Consider the following 17651-nt stretch of genomic DNA (forward strand, 5'->3'; position numbering starts at 1 on the left):
CCATTGTCCTCTTACTAGCCACTACCTTACCTAAACAAATGATCGATTGTTTAAGCTCTAGGATGATGAGTATTATATGTTTTTCTTAAGTATTCATTCGAAACATGTGTATACACCTGAGTGGATGATAAAAAAGCATGACCTAGTAATTCCTGAACCGTTCTCATATCAGCTCCGTTCGCAAGTAAATGAGTAGCGAACGTATGTCTAAGCATATGTGGATGTATTTTACCTGTTAAGGTAGATTGTTCAATCAGTTTATCAAGGATCATTCTTATTCCTCGAGATGTTAACTGACCTCCTCGAAAATTTAGAAATAAATAATCATTTGGAGTATCTCTTTTTGAAAGCAGGCTTTTACGGCCATTGTCTATGTAATCCTGGAGTGCATCATGGGCAAAGCTTCCAAACGGAATATAACGTTGTTTATTCCCTTTTCCATGTACTAGCACTGTTGAAAGATACATATCCAGATCCTTCATGCGAATCTGACTGCATTCACTAACACGCATACCAGTTGCATATAGCAATTCGAGTAACGCTTTATTTCGCTGACCTGAAGGGGTTTCGGTTTCACAAGCATGAAATAATGCTTCCATTTCCTCTTCATAAAAAAATTCCGGAAGCTTTTTTTCTGCCTTTGGAATAAATGCAAGTGCGAATGGGTTATCTTGTACGCGTCTTTCTCTAACCAAAAACTTAAAAAAGCTGCGAAGGCAAGAAATCTTCCTTGCAACGGTCCTTCTGGCAAGTTTCTCATCATATAACTTTGTTAAGTAAATACGAACATCTAAATACTTAACATCCTCAAGACCACCTATTGATTGTTCAGTCATGAACATAAAGAATTCACTGATGTCATGGTGATAATGTTCAATAGTATATTGTGAATAATTTTTCTCAATTTGTAAATATTCAATAAACAAAGTTAACGAATTGTTCACATTTGGATCCATTCTAACACCTCACAAGGGCTTCTAAAGCGTATCATATTTTAGAAGCCCTTGCAATTAAATCTCCTTATTTTTCGCAAAGTTCTGAATTGTTTCCAATGCTCGAGCAGCATGCTGTTCATTTCTTTCTTTTTTCCCTTTTATTTTAACAGGGAGTTCTGGAAGCAATCCAAAGTTTGCATTCATCGGCTGAAAGCTCTTTTCATTCGCAGAGGTAATATATCTTGCCATACTTCCTATAGTTGTTTCATGCGGAAATTCTAGAAGCTCTTCACCTTTCACTAGACGTGCGGCATTGATTCCTGCAACCATGCCGCTTGCTGCTGACTCAACATACCCTTCAACACCCGTCATTTGCCCAGCAAAAAATAAATCATTTCGATTGATAAATTGATAGGTAGGACGGAGCACTTTCGGCGAATTTATAAATGTATTTCGGTGCATTACCCCAAAACGCACGATTTCTGCATTTTCTAGCCCAGGAATTAATTGAATCACTTCTTTTTGCGGACCCCATTTCAAATGTGTTTGGAATCCTACAATATTAAATAACGTTCCTGCCGCATCATCCTGGCGAAGCTGTACTACTGCAAACGGTCTTTTCCCAGTTTTCGGATCTTCTAAACCAACTGGCTTCATCGGTCCAAACAGCATCGTTTTCTTTCCTCTGCCAGCCATTACTTCAATTGGCATACATCCTTCAAAGAAGATTTCTTTTTCAAATTCTTTTAAAGGTACCGTTTCAGCAGAGATTAACGCTTCGTAGAATGTATTGAATTCTTCTTCCGTCATTGGACAGTTTAAGTAAGCAGCTTCTCCTTTATCATAGCGTGACTTTAAATAAACCTTATCCATATTTATAGATTCCTTTTCAATGATAGGCGCAGCCGCATCATAGAAATATAAATATTCTTCTCCGGATAATTCCTTAAGTTTTGAAGAAAGTGCTTCACTCGTAAGCGGACCTGTTGCAATAACAGTTGGTCCTTCAGGAATTTCTGTTGCCTCCTCTGTAATGACAGTTACATTTGGATGATTCCTAACCTTATCTGTCACTAATGCCGCAAACTCGTGCCTATCTACAGCTAAGGCACCTCCAGCCGGCACGGAACATGCATCAGCAGATGAGATAATAACAGAGTTTAACTTTCTCATTTCTTCTTTTAAAACCCCAACTGCATTTGTTAGCGTATTTGCTCTCAATGAATTGCTGCATACAAGCTCGGCAAATTTATCTGTATGGTGAGCCGGTGTTTGTCTTACTGGCCTCATTTCATACAGGCGGACTTGGATTCCACGGTTGGCAATTTGCCAAGCAGCCTCACTCCCAGCCAAACCAGCACCTATGACATTAACTGTTTCCTTCATTTGATATGAACCTCCAACTATGTAAATGAAACTCCAATCTTAACTTTCCCAAATTTCAAACCATCTTGCATTATATACTACGTTAGTAAAATAATAAAGTTTTAAATGTACGTCAACAAACTATTTTGTTCAACTAAAGACATCACAATAGAAAAGAGTGAGCCATTTGGCCCACCCTTAACCTTGCTTCTCTTCCTTGTAGTCACATTCGACGCATTGCACCTGGACACCCTTTTTAAGCTTCTTCTCAACAAGAAGATTCTCACATTTCGGACAGCTGCGCGGCAACGGTTTGTCCCAAGAAATAAAATCACATTCAGGGAATCGATCACACCCATAAAAAATCCTGCGTTTTTTACTTTTTCTTTCTATTATATTTCCTTCTTTACAGCTTGGGCACTTTACACCAACCTCTTTAACAATGGCTTTCGTATTTCTGCAATCCGGAAAATTACTGCAGGCCATAAATTTCCCGTACCGGCCCATTTTAAATACCATTGGATTTCCACACTGCTCACAATCTTCCCCAGCTGGTTCATCCTTAATTTCTACTTCTTGCATTTCTTTTTCTGCTATTTTTAAATGCTTTTCAAAATCTCCGTAAAAGTCATCGATAATCTGCACCCAATTGACTTTTCCTTCTTCGATATGGTCAAGATCTTTTTCCATTTTTGCTGTAAACTCTACATCAAGTATATCAGGAAAAAACTCTAGAATTAATTCTAATACAATTTCTCCAAGTTCTGTAGGTACGAACCTTTTATTATCCAAAGCAACATAGCCGCGCTTTTGGATTGTATCCAACGTTGGCGCAAATGTAGACGGACGCCCAATTCCAAGCTCTTCTAACGTCTTTACAAGCCTTGCCTCCGTATACCTTGGCGGCGGCTGAGTAAAATGCTGCTTCGGTTCAATATCTTTCTTTAAAATAGTATCCCCTTCTTGGAGATCAGGGAGCATTTTATCCTTTTCTTCAGACGTATCATCTGTACCTTCTATATATACCTTCATAAATCCAGGAAACTTAACTTTTGAACCTGTCGCTCTGAAAAGAACCTCTTCATTTTTCAAATCAACGCTCATTGTATCCATAATCGCAGCTGACATTTGACTTGCAGTGAAACGTTCCCAAATAAGCCGGTAAAGCCGAAGCTGATCTCTTGATAAATATTCTTTTAAGCTATTCGGTTCTTTCAAAATACTAGTTGGACGAATTGCCTCATGTGCATCCTGAGTATTCGATTTTTTCTTTTCCTTCTTCTTTTCCGTTGGCAAGAACTCTTTTCCGTATGACTGTTCAATATATTGGGATGCCTCAGTCTGGGCGATTTCAGAAATACGGGTGGAATCCGTTCGCATATAAGTGATTAAACCGACTGTTCCTTCCTTGCCAAGGTCAATGCCTTCATAGAGCTGCTGCGCAAGCATCATCGTTTTCTTTGCACGAAAGTTTAATTTCCGTGCTGCTTCCTGCTGCAAGGATGAGGTAGTAAACGGTGCAGCCGGGTTTCGTTTTCGTTCTTTTTTTGTAACAGATGAAACTTGGAATTCGTTCCCCTTCATCTTGCTTAGGACGCGATCTACTTCTTCCTTTGAATGCAGGTCAAGCTTTTCATTCCCAATCCCATAAAAGCTAGCTTCAAAGTTTTCTTTGCCTTTTAAAAAGTCACCATCAATGGACCAATATTCTTCAGGAACAAACGCTTTAATTTCCTTCTCCCTGTCAATGATTAATCGAACGGCAACTGATTGAACTCTCCCAGCACTTAAACCTTTCTTTACCTTCTTCCATAATAACGGACTAATATTATAGCCAACTAGGCGGTCAAGCAGCCTTCTTGCCTGCTGTGCATCAACAAGATCCATATTTATTGGACGGGGATGCTTAAAGGATTCTTTAATGGCATCCTTCGTGATTTCATTAAATACTACACGGCAATCAGAGGTAACATCCATATTCAAGCTGTGGGCTAAATGCCAAGCAATAGCCTCTCCTTCACGATCCGGGTCGGCTGCAAGATAGATTTTCTTAGCTTTTTTTGCAGCAGTCTTTAATTCTTTTAAGATTGGGCCTTTCCCTCGAATAGTTATATACTTTGGCTCAAATTGTTTTTCAACATCGACACCCATTTGGCTTTTAGGTAGGTCTCTAATATGCCCCATAGAAGCTTTTACTTTATATTTTTTTCCTAGGTAACGCTCAATCGTTTTCGCCTTCGCTGGCGACTCAACGATTACAAGAAACTCTGACATCAATAGTCCTCCTTAAGAGGGATTTTTAATAAATTTAACATTCAAAATTCTCTTTGTATTCTCTCTAATTTTATGAAATTTCAGATCAACATTTGTTTCTATATATTCACAAATGATAATAGCAAATTTACCCATTTAAACTTAGCTGTAACCAATTTTGTATAGAAATGTATAATCATTTAATTAACAGCATGAAATTCTCCATTATTATTGTACATATATTACATATTTGTCAAACATAATCGTAATGTTTCGAAAGCGCTTTTATACTTTAACACATATCTAAGTATAAATCTAAAGAATAGGTTTTTTAGAAATTATACAGCAATTTATTAAAAATAATACATAAAGATTAATATATGAATTCGTCTAAAATATCTTCCGGCACATTGATCAATTTCGCTCCGAGCTGAATGAGCTCATTTGTGCCAGCCGAAAACGCACTAAATATACTCCCAGGCAAGGCGAACACCTCTCTCCCCTCCTGTACAGCAAAGTTGGCAGTAATCAATGACCCACTCTTCCTTTTAGCCTGAACAACAAGTGTTCCCCTGCTTATTCCACTTATAATTCGATTTCTCATCGGAAATTGCCATTTGTCTGGTTTAGTATGTGGGGGGTATTCTGATATAATTAACTGATTTTTCATCATTTCTTCAGCTAGGTCTTTATTTGTTTTTGGATAAATATTAAATAAACCTCCAGCAATTACACCGATCGTACGCCCATCATTTCGAATAGCTGTATGATGAGCAATCGCATCAATTCCCATTGCTAGACCACTGACAATGACAATTCCTTTCTCTATTAATTTTGGCAATAAGTAATTTATTGCATTTTCACCGTACTCAGTGTACTCTCTTGAACCAACAACAGCTAACAGATTGTCTTTTTTTAATAAACTTATATCCCCTTTTGCATAAATAACCCATGGAGGCTGATAAGTTTCTTTTAATAATAATGGATATTCATCATCATAAATAGTAATTATTCGAATGTCATTTTGTGAATACTGCTGAATTTGTTCATGGATAAGATCAGAATGAAGGTCATTAAGAGTTGTTAAGGTGGCGGATTTTTGAAGGATTAAATCACTGAATGAATGGTGATAGAGAGATTTGAGCTGTGGATCAATTTTTAAAATATGATAAATCGTTTTCCAGCCTATACCTCTGCAATGATGCAAATGAACTAGCCTTTTTGTAAAATTGTCCATTGGGTCCTCCTATATAATTGAATGGATTGAATTTGAGGGGAATATCAAGGAGAAAGATGCATAAATAGTCCCCCTTTTAAAGGGGGACTAAACACTTTAAGTAATAATTCGATAATTAATGTGTTTTACATTTGTCATAAAGGCCCTTTTCTTTAAGAACCTTAATTAGTGTTTCACCCATTACAGATGGCGTATCTGCCACTTCAATGCCGCATTCGTTCATCACACGGATTTTCTCATCAGCAGTACCTTTTCCGCCTGAAATGATTGCACCAGCATGCCCCATACGCTTTCCAGGAGGTGCAGTGCGTCCGCCAATAAAGCCAACTACAGGCTTCGTCATATTGGCTTTGACCCACTCAGCTGCTTCTTCTTCAGCTGTTCCGCCAATTTCACCAATCATGATCACAGCATATGTTTCCGGATCTTCATTGAATGCTTTTAAAACATCGATAAAGTTTGTTCCGTTAACCGGATCGCCACCAATACCAACAGCTGTAGTTTGTCCTAATCCAGCTTCAGTTAATTGATGAACCGCTTCGTAAGTTAATGTTCCAGATCGAGAAACTACACCTACATGTCCTTTTGTATGAATGTAGCCTGGCATAATGCCAATCTTACATTCATCAGGAGTAATCACACCTGGACAGTTTGGTCCTACTAAGCGAGTTTTCTTGCCTTCCATATATCGTTTCACTTTAACCATATCTAGTACAGGAATATGCTCCGTAATACAGATGGCTAAATCCAATTCTGCATCCACAGCTTCCAAAATCGCGTCAGCAGCAAATGGAGCTGGAACGTAAATAACAGAAGCGGTTGCGCCAGTAGCTTTTACTGCTTCTTGTACTGTATTGAATACAGGCACTCCCTCTACTTCAGAACCGCCTTTTCCTGGTGATGTTCCTCCGACAATTTTTGTACCGTATTCAAGCATTTGTTTTGTATGAAAAAGGGCTGTTGAACCCGTAATCCCTTGTACAATAACCTTTGTATCTTTATTAATAAAAACGCTCACGTCAATTCCCCTTTCTTATCGCAAATCGCTTAGCCAACTAAGGAAACAATTTTTTGTGCGCCGTCAGCCATAGACTCTGCCGCAACAATCTCAATATCAGATTCTGCTAGAATTTTCTTCCCTAAGTCTACATTCGTACCTTCTAAACGTACGACTAATGGTACTTGTAAGCCTACTTGCTTAGCAGCTTCAACAACACCTGTTGCGATAACGTCGCATTTCATGATTCCGCCAAAGATATTTACGAAAATACCTTTTACATTTGGATCAGAAAGAATAATTTTGAATGCTTCTGTAACCTTTTCTGCAGTCGCACCGCCCCCAACATCAAGGAAGTTAGCCGGATCACCGCCATAATGCTTAATGATATCCATTGTTGACATCGCTAAGCCTGCACCGTTAACCATACAGCCAATATTACCATCTAATGAAATATAGCTTAGGTCATATTTAGACGCTTCGATTTCTTTCGCATCTTCTTCTTCAAGATCACGATATTCAAGAACATCTTTTTGTCGGTATAATGCATTTGAATCAAAGTTTAATTTTGCATCCAATGCCATGACTTTTCCGTCACCAGTGACAACTAAAGGATTAATTTCAGCAATTGAGCAATCCTTTTCAATGTAAGCCGTATATAAGCTCATCATGAACTTAACAGCCTGTCCAACTAGCTCTTTCGGAATATTGATATTGAATGCGATTCGGCGTGCTTGATACGCGCTTAATCCAACAACTGGGTCAATTTCTTCTTTGAAAATTTTCTCAGGTGTCTTTTCTGCTACTTCTTCAATTTCTGTTCCGCCTTCTTCAGAAGCCATAAGCACAACTCGTGAAGTTGCACGGTCTAGTACTAAACCAATATAGTATTCTTTTTTAATATCGCAGCCCTCTTCTATTAGCAGGCGCTTAACTTCTTTACCTTCTGGACCTGTTTGGTGCGTAACAAGTGTTTTGCCAAGAATTTCATTAGCATATGTACGAACTTCATCTAAATTTTTCGCAACTTTAACACCGCCAGCCTTCCCGCGGCCGCCAGCATGAATTTGTGCTTTTACTACACAAACCTCTGTGCCTAATTCTTTAGCCGCTTCAACAGCTTCTTCAACCGTGAATGCAACTTTTCCGTTTGGTACTGCTACCCCGTATTTTCTGAGGATTTCTTTACCTTGGTACTCATGGATATTCATTTCCCATCCTCCTATAAACTCTTTACAAAAAATAGACTGCGCTTTCATTTTATAAAACTACACAAACCTTGTCCACCTTTATTAGGGAAATATTATATTTCTTTTAAAATTTCTAAAATTTAGAAACCAAATAATCCTCTCTTTATTACAATATTCACTTGTTAAAGCAGAGAAATTATTTTTTTAATATATAAAAAGGAAGGGATATCGTTTAAAACGAATCCCACAGAATGAACATTATTATAGATCATATATATAATCATCTAGCTATTTTTTTGCAGCTTGGTCAGTACGATAAATAAAGGCAAAGATCTCGGCTACAGCTTGATAAAGCTCCTCTGGAATTTGCTCATTTATTTCTAGCTTGCTAAGAAGTTCCACTAAGGAAGGATCCTCTTGAATTGGAATGTGATGTTCCTTTGCTTGTCCAAGGATGTTTTCAGCAACCAAGCCCTTCCCCTTTGCAATCACTCGGGGGATATCATGTCCAAATTTATTATATGATAATGCCACTGCCTCTTTCCGCAAATGCTTTTCCTGCTTCATATTCGAAAATCAACCCCATTTACATGACTCATTTGAGAAGGTACAGAAATGTTCGTCTTCAATTTTTTCACATTCTCATCTTTTGGTTTTTCAAAAACTATAGATGATAGATGGTAATTGATTTTTGCTAAATTTTCCTTTAAATGAGTGATGAAAGGAGCGGAGAGCAGTCGCAAATCAGCCCGCTCATTAATTATTGAAATATTCATTACCCTGTTCTGCACCTGTAAATCAACGACTGTTTCTTTTAATTGATTCAGATTAAGATAGAAAAGTACACGGCAAAAATTCGGATCAATCTTGCCATTTTCCATTTTCCTCCCACTCCATTGCATCGTTAAGTCAGATTTCATCTCCCAAAAAGACATTGGAACTTGAAATACATATTGCTGAAGCGGTCCTACCTCTTGTGAGAGCACCTGAAACCCTGTTATTTTGAATAAAAGCTTCTCTGCTGCATCTTTTATTGCTGGTGAGACTTCCTCGGACAATAACCGCATTAGAAGCGGTTTAAGCGTTTCTGCTTTGCTGACAGCATCCCCTTCTGGGCTTTTCAGCACACTTAATAGTTCATGTTCATAAGAAAGACCGATTGAATGGATTAAATGTTTGATTTGATCCTTTACTGCGTGAGAATTATCCCACTGCATGCCTGCTATTTTTACCTCATTTTTCATTTGATTTATGAGTGTTTGTTCTTCATTCGATAGACTTTTAGGCAATTTATCCTGATCCATGTAAAGCATGTTATCCAGCTTTGAAAATGACGAAGGCGATTGGTTTAAAATGGAAAGAATCTGCTTCCATCCTGTGGGACGATTCGATGCTTCCATCCTGTCCGTTTCTTGTGCTAGCACTAGAAAAATGTTTTTTGCAATCGCCTTCGTATCCATTTCATTTAAAGGTGGAGCAAAATTTGAGCTCCTTATATCCGACAGGACTTTCTGGATCTCACTAAGTGCTCTCGATGCCATTCCTTCGTTCACATCATTTTTTAGTAAATTTTGAAGCTTTGTTAATGATAAAATAAGTTCCTCCCTGCTGCCTATACGCATGTTCTTGGCTAGTTCAGCAATAATATTCGATGCCGGATTGCTCTTCGTTTGCTCTGTTTCTGCTTTTGCCCATTTTTCAAGAGCCTGCTGAACCATACTTTCTTCGCTCGCATTCGGAGAGATGAATCCAGTATTTTGCAAGAAATGAAAGGCTGTTTTAGATTTTTGCGAATCCGCTGAACTAAGCCACTCTTTTACAAGCTTCATTAGTGCAATATTGCTCATCTTTTCTTTTTCCGTCATCGTCATTTCTGTTAATAATGCTGATAGCTTAATAACAGATTCAGTTGGCATTTCACCCTTTAATTGAGTTAATAGATTCTCCATTAACAAGGTCATTGGTTCATTTTTCAGAATAGAAGTCAGAGATTGATAAACATCCTTTGTAAAAGGGAGCTGCTTTGCCAGCAATAATCTAATGCCCTCTAATCCTTCCTGAAAAGAGTCGCTGCTTTGCAGCCAATCAGCTGCCATATGTATTGTATCCTTTGTAATAGGAAGCTGTTCTTTTAAGAAGAATTGGAGCAAGGAGATATTTTCTTTTGTAACTGGAAGATTCAACTGCTTTAATAGATTCTCTATCCCCGGCTGCTTCCCATTTAAACCAGGTGATTCCAATACTTTAAGCTGTACCTGTCCTTCAACGGATTGAACCTGAAAAAAATGGCGGTCATTAACTGAGAGACCTACTTCTAATTGAGCAATAATCTTTTGAGAGCCAACCTGCACTTCAGCCATCTGATTCGGAAAGAGTTTTAAAACCTTGCCGCTAATTATCTGCCCTGGCCGAAAGGTAAGGTTTTTATTAGCCGTTATTTTTTCTTGCATGATTATATCCTGAACGATATTCGAAGTTCGCACGCTGTCACCTTCTTCCTATTTCCAATCCTTCTTTTTATTTTCCCACATACTCCTTTATTGGAGAAAAGCTTTTTCGATGATAGGGGGTAATGCCAAATTTCCGAATGGCAGCAAGATGTTCTTTCGTACCGTAGCCCATATGTTTACCAAACCCATATTCAGGATATTCCTTGCCTATATTAATCATTAACCGGTCGCGAGTGACCTTAGCAATGATTGATGCAGCTGCAATGGATATACTTTTTGCATCACCTTTAATAATTGCTTCGGATGGATAGGGTGTGTTGAGTTTTACTGCATCTATTAGAAGAAAATCAGGCTGAACATTTAAATGGACAATTGCTGCTGTCATTGCCTTCTTCGTTGCTTCATATATATTTATGCGATCAATCTCATCGACATCAATCATTCCAACACTAATAGCCGTTGCTCGGGATTGAATGATTTCAAAATATTCTTCACGCTTTTGCTCTGAAAGTTTTTTTGAGTCATCAAGACCAGGTAAATAAAAATCAGCTGGAAGAATAACGGCAGCTGTTACAACAGGTCCTGCGAGCGGACCTCTTCCTACTTCATCGACCCCTGCAATATGCTGATGCCCAAGATTTCTGTATTTCTTTTCATACTTCGTCATTAGCACATGTTTTTCATGCGATTTTTTTTCTTCTTCCATCTGTCGATGCCACTTTTTTAATAACTGCTGAACACCCTTCCGTTCATCATTGGCTAGTAATTCAATAAATGAATCATCTAAGCCATTCTTTGCTATTAATTTTTCTTCAATTTCACGAATGCTAATTTTCCCCATAATTTTTTCCCTTCGATTTCTATATCCTATGTATCGGCAATTCATCAAAAAAATGAAGGCCTTCTAAAAGGAGAAGGCCTTAAGTGCTACATTACAATTATTGCTCACTGGATATTTCTAATAAGTCCTCTGGGCGTTCCAAAGTAATTGCTCCTAATTTCTCTGTCCGAAATTCTCTAATGACTAATTCTGTTACCTTGTCATAATCAATCTCGCCTCGTCCCATGAGGCATCCCCTGACCTTTCCAATTTCATCAAACAAATCAACAATATCTTCAGGAATACCTTCTATTTGAAATCTCTCTTTCAATCGGTCAGGATAATTTTTTTCAAGAAAACGCAGGGCATATACGGCAATGTCCTGTAAGTTTAAAATTGTATCCTTTATTGCTCCAGTCAGCGCCAGTTTTAGACCAACCTCTTGATCTTCAAACTTCGGCCATAAAATCCCCGGTGTATCAAGCAATTCTAATTCCTTCCCTACCTTAATCCACTGCTGCGCTTTCGTTACTCCAGGAGTGTTTCCTGTTTTAGCAATATTTTTCTTAGCAAGTCTGTTAATTAGCGTAGATTTTCCAGCATTCGGAATTCCCACAATCATAGCACGTATCGCTCTAGGTCTCACACCCTTTGCTCTCATGCGATCAAATTTCTCTTGCAATATCTCTTCAGATGCAGCAACAATTTCCTTCATCCCTTGTCCTGCTTGAGAGTTTATTGCTAGAGCTTTTATCCCTTTCGCTTGAAAATATTTAATCCATTTCTTTGTCGCTTCTTTATCTGCCATGTCCGCTTTATTTAGAAGAACTAATCTTGGTTTATGCTGAATGATTTCATCGATCATTGGATTTCGAGAGGAATATGGGATTCTAGCATCGACAAGTTCAAAGATGATGTCTACTAGTTTTAGTTTTTCTGTTACCTGCCTGCGGGCTTTCGCCATGTGACCTGGAAACCATTGAATGGTCAAGGCTGCCACCTCCATTTATTAAATTTGAAGTTTTAAACTTTGAATAATGGTACTTTTTGAGGAGAGAGATGAGAGGCTGATGAGAAGCAAACAGTCTTGAACTAGTTGCTTCTCATCGTTTATTTTACAATACGAATATCTTCTATTGGCCAATAAATAATCCCTGTATTCCCGAGTACTTTTTCCATTGGAACTGCCCCTATATGACGGCTATCCTTACTGTATCTGCGATTATCACCCATAACAAAAAGATGACCTTCAGGAACCGTTTCCGATCCTATTTTTTCTTCAAGAGTAAATGGCTCAGTTAATGGACCATCAATCACTTGTTTCTTGTACTCATCAAGATATGGTTCTTCATAAGCTTTTCCATTCACATAAAGCGTGTCATCTTTATATTCGATTCGATCACCTGGTAGACCAATGACTCTCTTTATGTAATCTTTATTTTCAGGTGCATGAAAAACAATGATATCGAATCGCTCAGGCTTGCCAATTTTATAACTGAACTTGTTAACAATCATCCGATCCTGATCATGCAATGTTGGCATCATCGACAGTCCATCGACTACTATTGGTGCAAATAAAAAATATCGGATAACTGCCGCTAACAATACCGCAATAACAAGTGCCTTTGTCCATTCCCACAGTTCATTTTTCTTCTTAGCCATGAATTCCCCACCAATCTCTTGTAAAAAATATCCATTTAAAAACAATTCGCTTTAAATGGGATCGTTAATACCTCTATTATATATTACAAAAATCTCACTAAAAAATCAGGATAGGAGCCTTATAATATTTATTATTTATCAATTATGTAAATTTATTTGCTAAGAAAAAGGAGCTTGATGAACAAGCTCCTTTCTGCTCTTCTTATTATCGAATTTCTTTAATACGAGCTTTTTTACCACGTAGGTTACGTAGGTAATAAAGTTTCGCACGGCGTACTTTACCGCGGCGGATAACTTCAAGCTTCGCAATCTTTGGTGTGTGTACAGGGAATGTACGCTCAACGCCTACACCGTAAGAAATCTTACGAACTGTGAAAGTTTCGCTGATTCCACCACCACGACGCTTAATCACAACTCCTTCATACACCTGAATACGCTCACGTGTTCCCTCAACAATACTTACGTGTACACGTACAGTATCACCAGGACGGAAAGCAGGAAGGTCCGTACGAAGTTGTTCTTTTGTGATCTCTTCGATTAATTTATGCATCGTTTTCAACTCCTTCCAGCAGATGCTCTTGCACATCATTTCTTTCAATTGCAGCGGAACATCTTTATAAGACAAAAACTGAAGTCGTGTAGAGGCAGCATCTATCCCCACTTGGGTCTAATCCACTTCGCTTTTCTTCCAGCCTAAGTCACAAAAAGTATTGTAACACACATAGAAAACAACTTCAATGCTATTTACTCTCTTTTTTGATTTCTTCCAGCCATTTTTTCTGAATATCGGTTAATTCCACATACTCGAGTAAATCCGGTCTTCTAAGTATTGTCCTTCTTAATGATTCTTTCGACCGCCATTCATCAATAAGGCGATGGTTGCCAGAAATAAGAACGTCAGGTACCTTCATTCCTCTGAAGTCTGCTGGACGTGTATAATGAGGGTGTTCTAATAAACCCGTACTAAACGAGTCACTTAAATGAGATTCTTCTTTTCCCAGCACACCAGGAAGGAGACGAACAACACTATCGATGACAACCATTGCACCGAGCTCTCCTCCTGTGAGAACAAAATCACCAATGGAAATTTCATCAGTCACCACATGCTCCCGAATCCTTTCATCGTAGCCCTCATAATGGCCGCAAACAAAAATAAGGTGATCTAAATTGGCTAGTTCTTCTGCTTTTTTTTGAGTATATTTCTCCCCTTGCGGACAAAGGAGAATCACTCGAGGGACTGAAGCGCTTTTTTCACGTAAATCAGCAACTGCATCAAAAATAGGCTGAGGCTTTAATACCATTCCAGCTCCTCCCCCATACGGGTAATCATCAACCGTTTGATGCTTATTATCAGCATACGCTCTAAAATTCACAACATTGTATTCCACCGCATTATTTTCTGCCGCTCTTTTTAAGATTGAGTGGCCGAAAACTCCCTCAAACATTTCTGGAAAAAGAGTCAAAACATCTATTTTCATCATGAAAGCAGCCCTTCAATCGGATCAATGACCACACTTTTTCCCTTTACATCTACTTGTTTCACTACATCTTCTATATAGGGAATCAAAATATCTTTCCCGCCTTTACCTTTGATCACCCATACATCATTTGCCCCTGGTGAAAGGATCTCACGGATTTTTCCAATTTCCTCCCCTTCTAAGGTAGTAACAGCGCATCCAATGATTTCATGATAATAAAATTCATCCTCTTCAAGCTGACCGAGCTGGTCTTCAGATATTTTTAAAATGCCGCCCTTCATCTTTTCGATATCATTTATATTTTCATACCCTTCAAAAGTAAGCAAATCAAATGACTTATGTGTACGGTGTGATTTGATTTTTAGTTCGATGGGGGCATTCGAGTCAGGCATAAATAAAGTTAATTTGTTCCCAGGTTTGTATCGTTCGTCAGCAAAATCTGTTTTTGAAATAACCCTTGCCTCTCCTTTTATTCCATGGGTGTTTACGATCTTACCGACATTAAACCATTTTTCCATCCCATATTTCACCTCTAACGTATTTCATCAATGATGCCATCTTTTATTATGATCGTCTTTTCTTTTTGCACCGTTTCCCAGCGATCTCCCACTTCAATATCGATAATGGCATTTACTTCTTTTTCTTTCAACTCGCTGCCTAGTGGTAGTATATGTAATTGTTCAATTTGAAAATCGAGCAGTTTTATTTTCTCTTGGCGCTTTTCGATCTCTCTCTCGAAATGGACTTTTATATTGCTTGGTTGAAACCTTTTCGTTTTTTCTAGTTTTTTGAATTCAAATTGAAGCTGTTCACGCTCTTTTGTTAGCTGCTGTTTATTTTTCTCATAGCCCTCTAGCAGGACCAATTTACTTTTCTCCGTAAGAACTTGCCTTACTGCGACAGTTTGAAGTATTTTCAACAGACAACGCCTCCTAAGGGCTGTAATCGTGTCTAGCTTACATTTGTTCTACATAATAGCTTTAATTCATAATTTGAAAAAAAGGAGGGTTAGAAACCCTCCTTTTTCCACTTTTCTTATTGTCCAGCTGCAGCGCCTAGCCCCTCGAGGTCATAAGCCAATCTGCCAAGAAGGTTAAAGTACAACCTTCTCACCAGCTCGTCTTATGCTTGTCGGGGCTGACCAAGCCGCTTTCGCTTTTCTTATTGTCCAGCTGCAGCGCCTAGCCCCTCGAGGTCATAAGCCAATCTGCCAAGAAGGTTAAAGTACAACCTTCTCGCCAGCTCGTCCTATGCTTGTCGGGGCTGACCAAGCCGCTTTCGCTTTTCTTATTCACTAATCTCTAAGAAGATTTTCTTCTGTTGTGATGATCCTGCTGCATAAACAACAGTTCGTATTGCTTTCGCAACGCGCCCCTGCTTCCCAATTACTTTCCCCATGTCAGTCTTGTTGACAGAAAGCTGATAGGTCACGCGATTTTCTTCTTCAAGAACATTTACTTGAACATCTTCCGGAAAATCAACAAGGGGCTTCACAATCGTTTCGATAAGTTCTTTCATTTGTTTATGAATTACTTACCGTTTTTTGCGTTATGGAATTTTTCCATAATGCCTTGTTTAGAGAAAAGGTTTCGAACTGTATCTGATGGCTTCGCACCAGTTTGAAGCCATTTAAGAGCTAACTCTTCATTAATATCAACGATTGCAGGCTCTGCAACTGGATTGTAAGTTCCTACTGTTTCAATGAAACGTCCATCACGTGGTGAACGAGAATCAGCTACTACGATACGATAAAAAGGAGATTTTTTTGCTCCCATACGTTTTAAACGAATTTTTACTGCCATTTTAATAAGCACCTCCGAATAGTTTCACACAAGATAGTATATTATCAGATTCCTAAATAGTTTGTAAAGGTTTTTTTCTTTACAGTTAAAATTTTTTTCATCTTTCACCTAAAAAGGATTGAATGGCAGCTTAAATCCACCTTTTTTCTTTCCTTTTGGTGAGCCGCCTGTCATTTGTTTCATCATCTTTTTCATATCTTCAAACTGCTTAAGCAAACGATTCACTTCAGGTACGGTTGTACCGCTTCCCTTAGCTATTCGTTTGCGACGGCTTGCATTAATCGTTTCAGGATGAATCTTTTCATCCTTTGTCATCGATTGAATGATTGCTTCTACATGGTTGATCTGTTTTTCATCCACTTGAAGATTATTTAAGCCTTTTATTTTGTTAGCGCCTGGCATCATTTTCAGAAGTTCGTCCAGCGGTCCCATACTGCGAACCTGACCTAATTGTTCCAGGAAATCATCGAATGTAAATGATGCATTTCGAAATTTTTGCTGCATTTCCTTGGCTTTTTCTTCATCTACATTTGCCTGGGCTTTCTCAATAAGGGTAAGAACATCACCCATTCCTAGTATCCGTGAAGCCATACGTTCCGGATGAAAAGGCTCGAGAGCGTCTAATTTTTCTCCTAGACCAACAAATTTAATTGGTGTTTCAGTAACTGCACGGATTGATAAAGCTGCTCCTCCGCGAGTATCTCCATCTAGCTTTGTCAGCACAACACCTGTTAGTCCCAGCTGTTCATTGAAGCTTTTGGCCACATTAACAGCATCTTGTCCAGTCATCGCATCAACGACTAGGAAGATCTCATCCGGTTTAGAGAGCTCTTTAATTTCTTTAAGCTCATCCATTAAAGCTTCATCCACATGCAAACGGCCAGCTGTGTCGATAAGAACATAATCATTATGATCTTCTTTCGCGTTTGCAATTGCCTGCTTTGCTATTTCAACTGGACTTACTTGGTCACCGAGTGAAAATACAGGCATATTTAATTGCTTCCCAAGTGTTTCAAGCTGTTTAATCGCAGCTGGACGATAAATATCTGCTGCAACAAGCATAGGATTACGGTTGTATTTCTTGCGGAGTAAATTAGCTAGCTTACCAGTTGTTGTTGTTTTACCTGCACCTTGTAAACCAACCATCATAATCACGGTTGGCGGTCGGTTAGAGACGGCAATTTTGCTTTGTTCTCCACCCATTAACTCAGTAAGCTCTTCCTTAACAACCTTAATAACCTGCTGTCCAGGCGTTAAGCTCTTTAGAACTTCCTGACCAACAGCTCGTTCACTTACCTTTTTAACAAACTCTTTGACGACCTTAAAGTTAACATCCGCCTCTAATAGGGCAAGACGAACTTCACGCATCATGTCTTTTACATCCGCTTCATTAATCTTCCCTTTGCCGCGGATCTTCTGGATTGTATTCTGCAGTCGGTCGGCTAATCCTTCAAATGCCATC

General features: G+C 38.6%; 18 protein-coding genes. All 18 read right to left on the minus strand.

Translation table 11 applies throughout. From position 1 onward, the window contains the following. Positions 1–50: 50 nt before the first annotated feature. Positions 51–956, minus strand: a complete 906-nt coding sequence (xerC, locus tag C1726_RS01110; RefSeq protein WP_102271467.1) for a tyrosine recombinase XerC — start codon at positions 954–956, stop codon at positions 51–53. A 54-nt stretch (positions 957–1010) separates the two neighbouring features. Beyond that, positions 1011–2321, minus strand: a complete 1311-nt coding sequence (gene trmFO, locus C1726_RS01115) for an FADH(2)-oxidizing methylenetetrahydrofolate--tRNA-(uracil(54)-C(5))-methyltransferase TrmFO (protein ID WP_102271468.1) — start codon at positions 2319–2321, stop codon at positions 1011–1013. Positions 2322–2498: 177 nt separating this feature from the next. Continuing rightward, positions 2499–4574 (minus strand): type I DNA topoisomerase, encoded by a 2076-nt coding sequence (topA, locus tag C1726_RS01120; RefSeq protein WP_102271469.1) that lies wholly within the window; start codon positions 4572–4574, stop codon positions 2499–2501. A gap of 352 nt (positions 4575–4926) precedes the next feature. Further along, on the minus strand, positions 4927–5790 hold the full coding sequence (gene dprA, locus C1726_RS01125; protein ID WP_102271470.1) for a DNA-processing protein DprA: 864 nt from the start codon (positions 5788–5790) through the stop codon (positions 4927–4929). 115 nt (positions 5791–5905) lie between these two features. Then, positions 5906–6808: a succinate--CoA ligase subunit alpha gene (gene sucD / locus C1726_RS01130; protein ID WP_102271471.1), complete on the minus strand. Its 903-nt coding sequence runs from the start codon at positions 6806–6808 to the stop codon at positions 5906–5908. A gap of 29 nt (positions 6809–6837) precedes the next feature. Further along, positions 6838–7998: an ADP-forming succinate--CoA ligase subunit beta gene (gene sucC, locus C1726_RS01135; RefSeq protein WP_102271472.1), complete on the minus strand. Its 1161-nt coding sequence runs from the start codon at positions 7996–7998 to the stop codon at positions 6838–6840. A 267-nt stretch (positions 7999–8265) separates the two neighbouring features. Beyond that, positions 8266–8544: an EscU/YscU/HrcU family type III secretion system export apparatus switch protein gene (locus tag C1726_RS01140; RefSeq protein WP_102271473.1), complete on the minus strand. Its 279-nt coding sequence runs from the start codon at positions 8542–8544 to the stop codon at positions 8266–8268. Continuing rightward, a complete protein-coding gene (locus tag C1726_RS01145) occupies positions 8541–10460 on the minus strand; it encodes a hypothetical protein (protein ID WP_102271474.1) in 1920 nt (639 codons plus the stop codon). The genes C1726_RS01140 and C1726_RS01145 overlap by 4 nt, the downstream gene beginning before the upstream one ends. Before the next feature lie 34 nt (positions 10461–10494). After that, the gene (locus C1726_RS01150; protein WP_102271475.1) at positions 10495–11268 is read right to left on the minus strand and encodes a ribonuclease HII; all 774 of its coding nucleotides are present in this window, start codon (positions 11266–11268) and stop codon (positions 10495–10497) included. A gap of 97 nt (positions 11269–11365) precedes the next feature. Beyond that, the gene (ylqF, locus tag C1726_RS01155) at positions 11366–12238 is read right to left on the minus strand and encodes a ribosome biogenesis GTPase YlqF (protein ID WP_102271476.1); all 873 of its coding nucleotides are present in this window, start codon (positions 12236–12238) and stop codon (positions 11366–11368) included. 119 nt (positions 12239–12357) lie between these two features. Then, positions 12358–12909: a signal peptidase I gene (gene lepB / locus C1726_RS01160; protein WP_102271477.1), complete on the minus strand. Its 552-nt coding sequence runs from the start codon at positions 12907–12909 to the stop codon at positions 12358–12360. A 205-nt stretch (positions 12910–13114) separates the two neighbouring features. Further along, on the minus strand, positions 13115–13459 hold the full coding sequence (gene rplS, locus C1726_RS01165) for a 50S ribosomal protein L19 (protein WP_053475644.1): 345 nt from the start codon (positions 13457–13459) through the stop codon (positions 13115–13117). Positions 13460–13649: 190 nt separating this feature from the next. Continuing rightward, positions 13650–14387, minus strand: coding sequence for a tRNA (guanosine(37)-N1)-methyltransferase TrmD (gene trmD, locus C1726_RS01170; RefSeq protein ID WP_180968113.1), 738 nt, complete (start codon positions 14385–14387; stop codon positions 13650–13652). Continuing rightward, positions 14387–14905 (minus strand): ribosome maturation factor RimM, encoded by a 519-nt coding sequence (gene rimM / locus C1726_RS01175; protein ID WP_102271479.1) that lies wholly within the window; start codon positions 14903–14905, stop codon positions 14387–14389. Before rimM ends, trmD begins: the two co-directional genes overlap by 1 nt. A gap of 14 nt (positions 14906–14919) precedes the next feature. Further along, complete coding sequence (locus C1726_RS01180) at positions 14920–15306, minus strand: YlqD family protein (RefSeq protein WP_102271480.1); 387 nt, start codon at positions 15304–15306, stop codon at positions 14920–14922. A gap of 368 nt (positions 15307–15674) precedes the next feature. Further along, entirely contained in the window at positions 15675–15905 is a 231-nt protein-coding gene (locus tag C1726_RS01185; RefSeq protein WP_102271481.1) for a KH domain-containing protein, read from the minus strand. A gap of 11 nt (positions 15906–15916) precedes the next feature. Continuing rightward, positions 15917–16189: a 30S ribosomal protein S16 gene (gene rpsP, locus C1726_RS01190; protein ID WP_066289128.1), complete on the minus strand. Its 273-nt coding sequence runs from the start codon at positions 16187–16189 to the stop codon at positions 15917–15919. Positions 16190–16297: 108 nt separating this feature from the next. After that, positions 16298–17650, minus strand: coding sequence for a signal recognition particle protein (ffh, locus tag C1726_RS01195; protein WP_102271482.1), 1353 nt, complete (start codon positions 17648–17650; stop codon positions 16298–16300). Between the last annotated feature and the right edge of the window lies 1 nt (position 17651).

Origin of the sequence: Cytobacillus massiliigabonensis (genome assembly GCF_900199725.1) — a bacterium.
Taxonomy (GTDB): domain Bacteria; phylum Bacillota; class Bacilli; order Bacillales; family Cytobacillaceae; genus Cytobacillus; species Cytobacillus massiliigabonensis.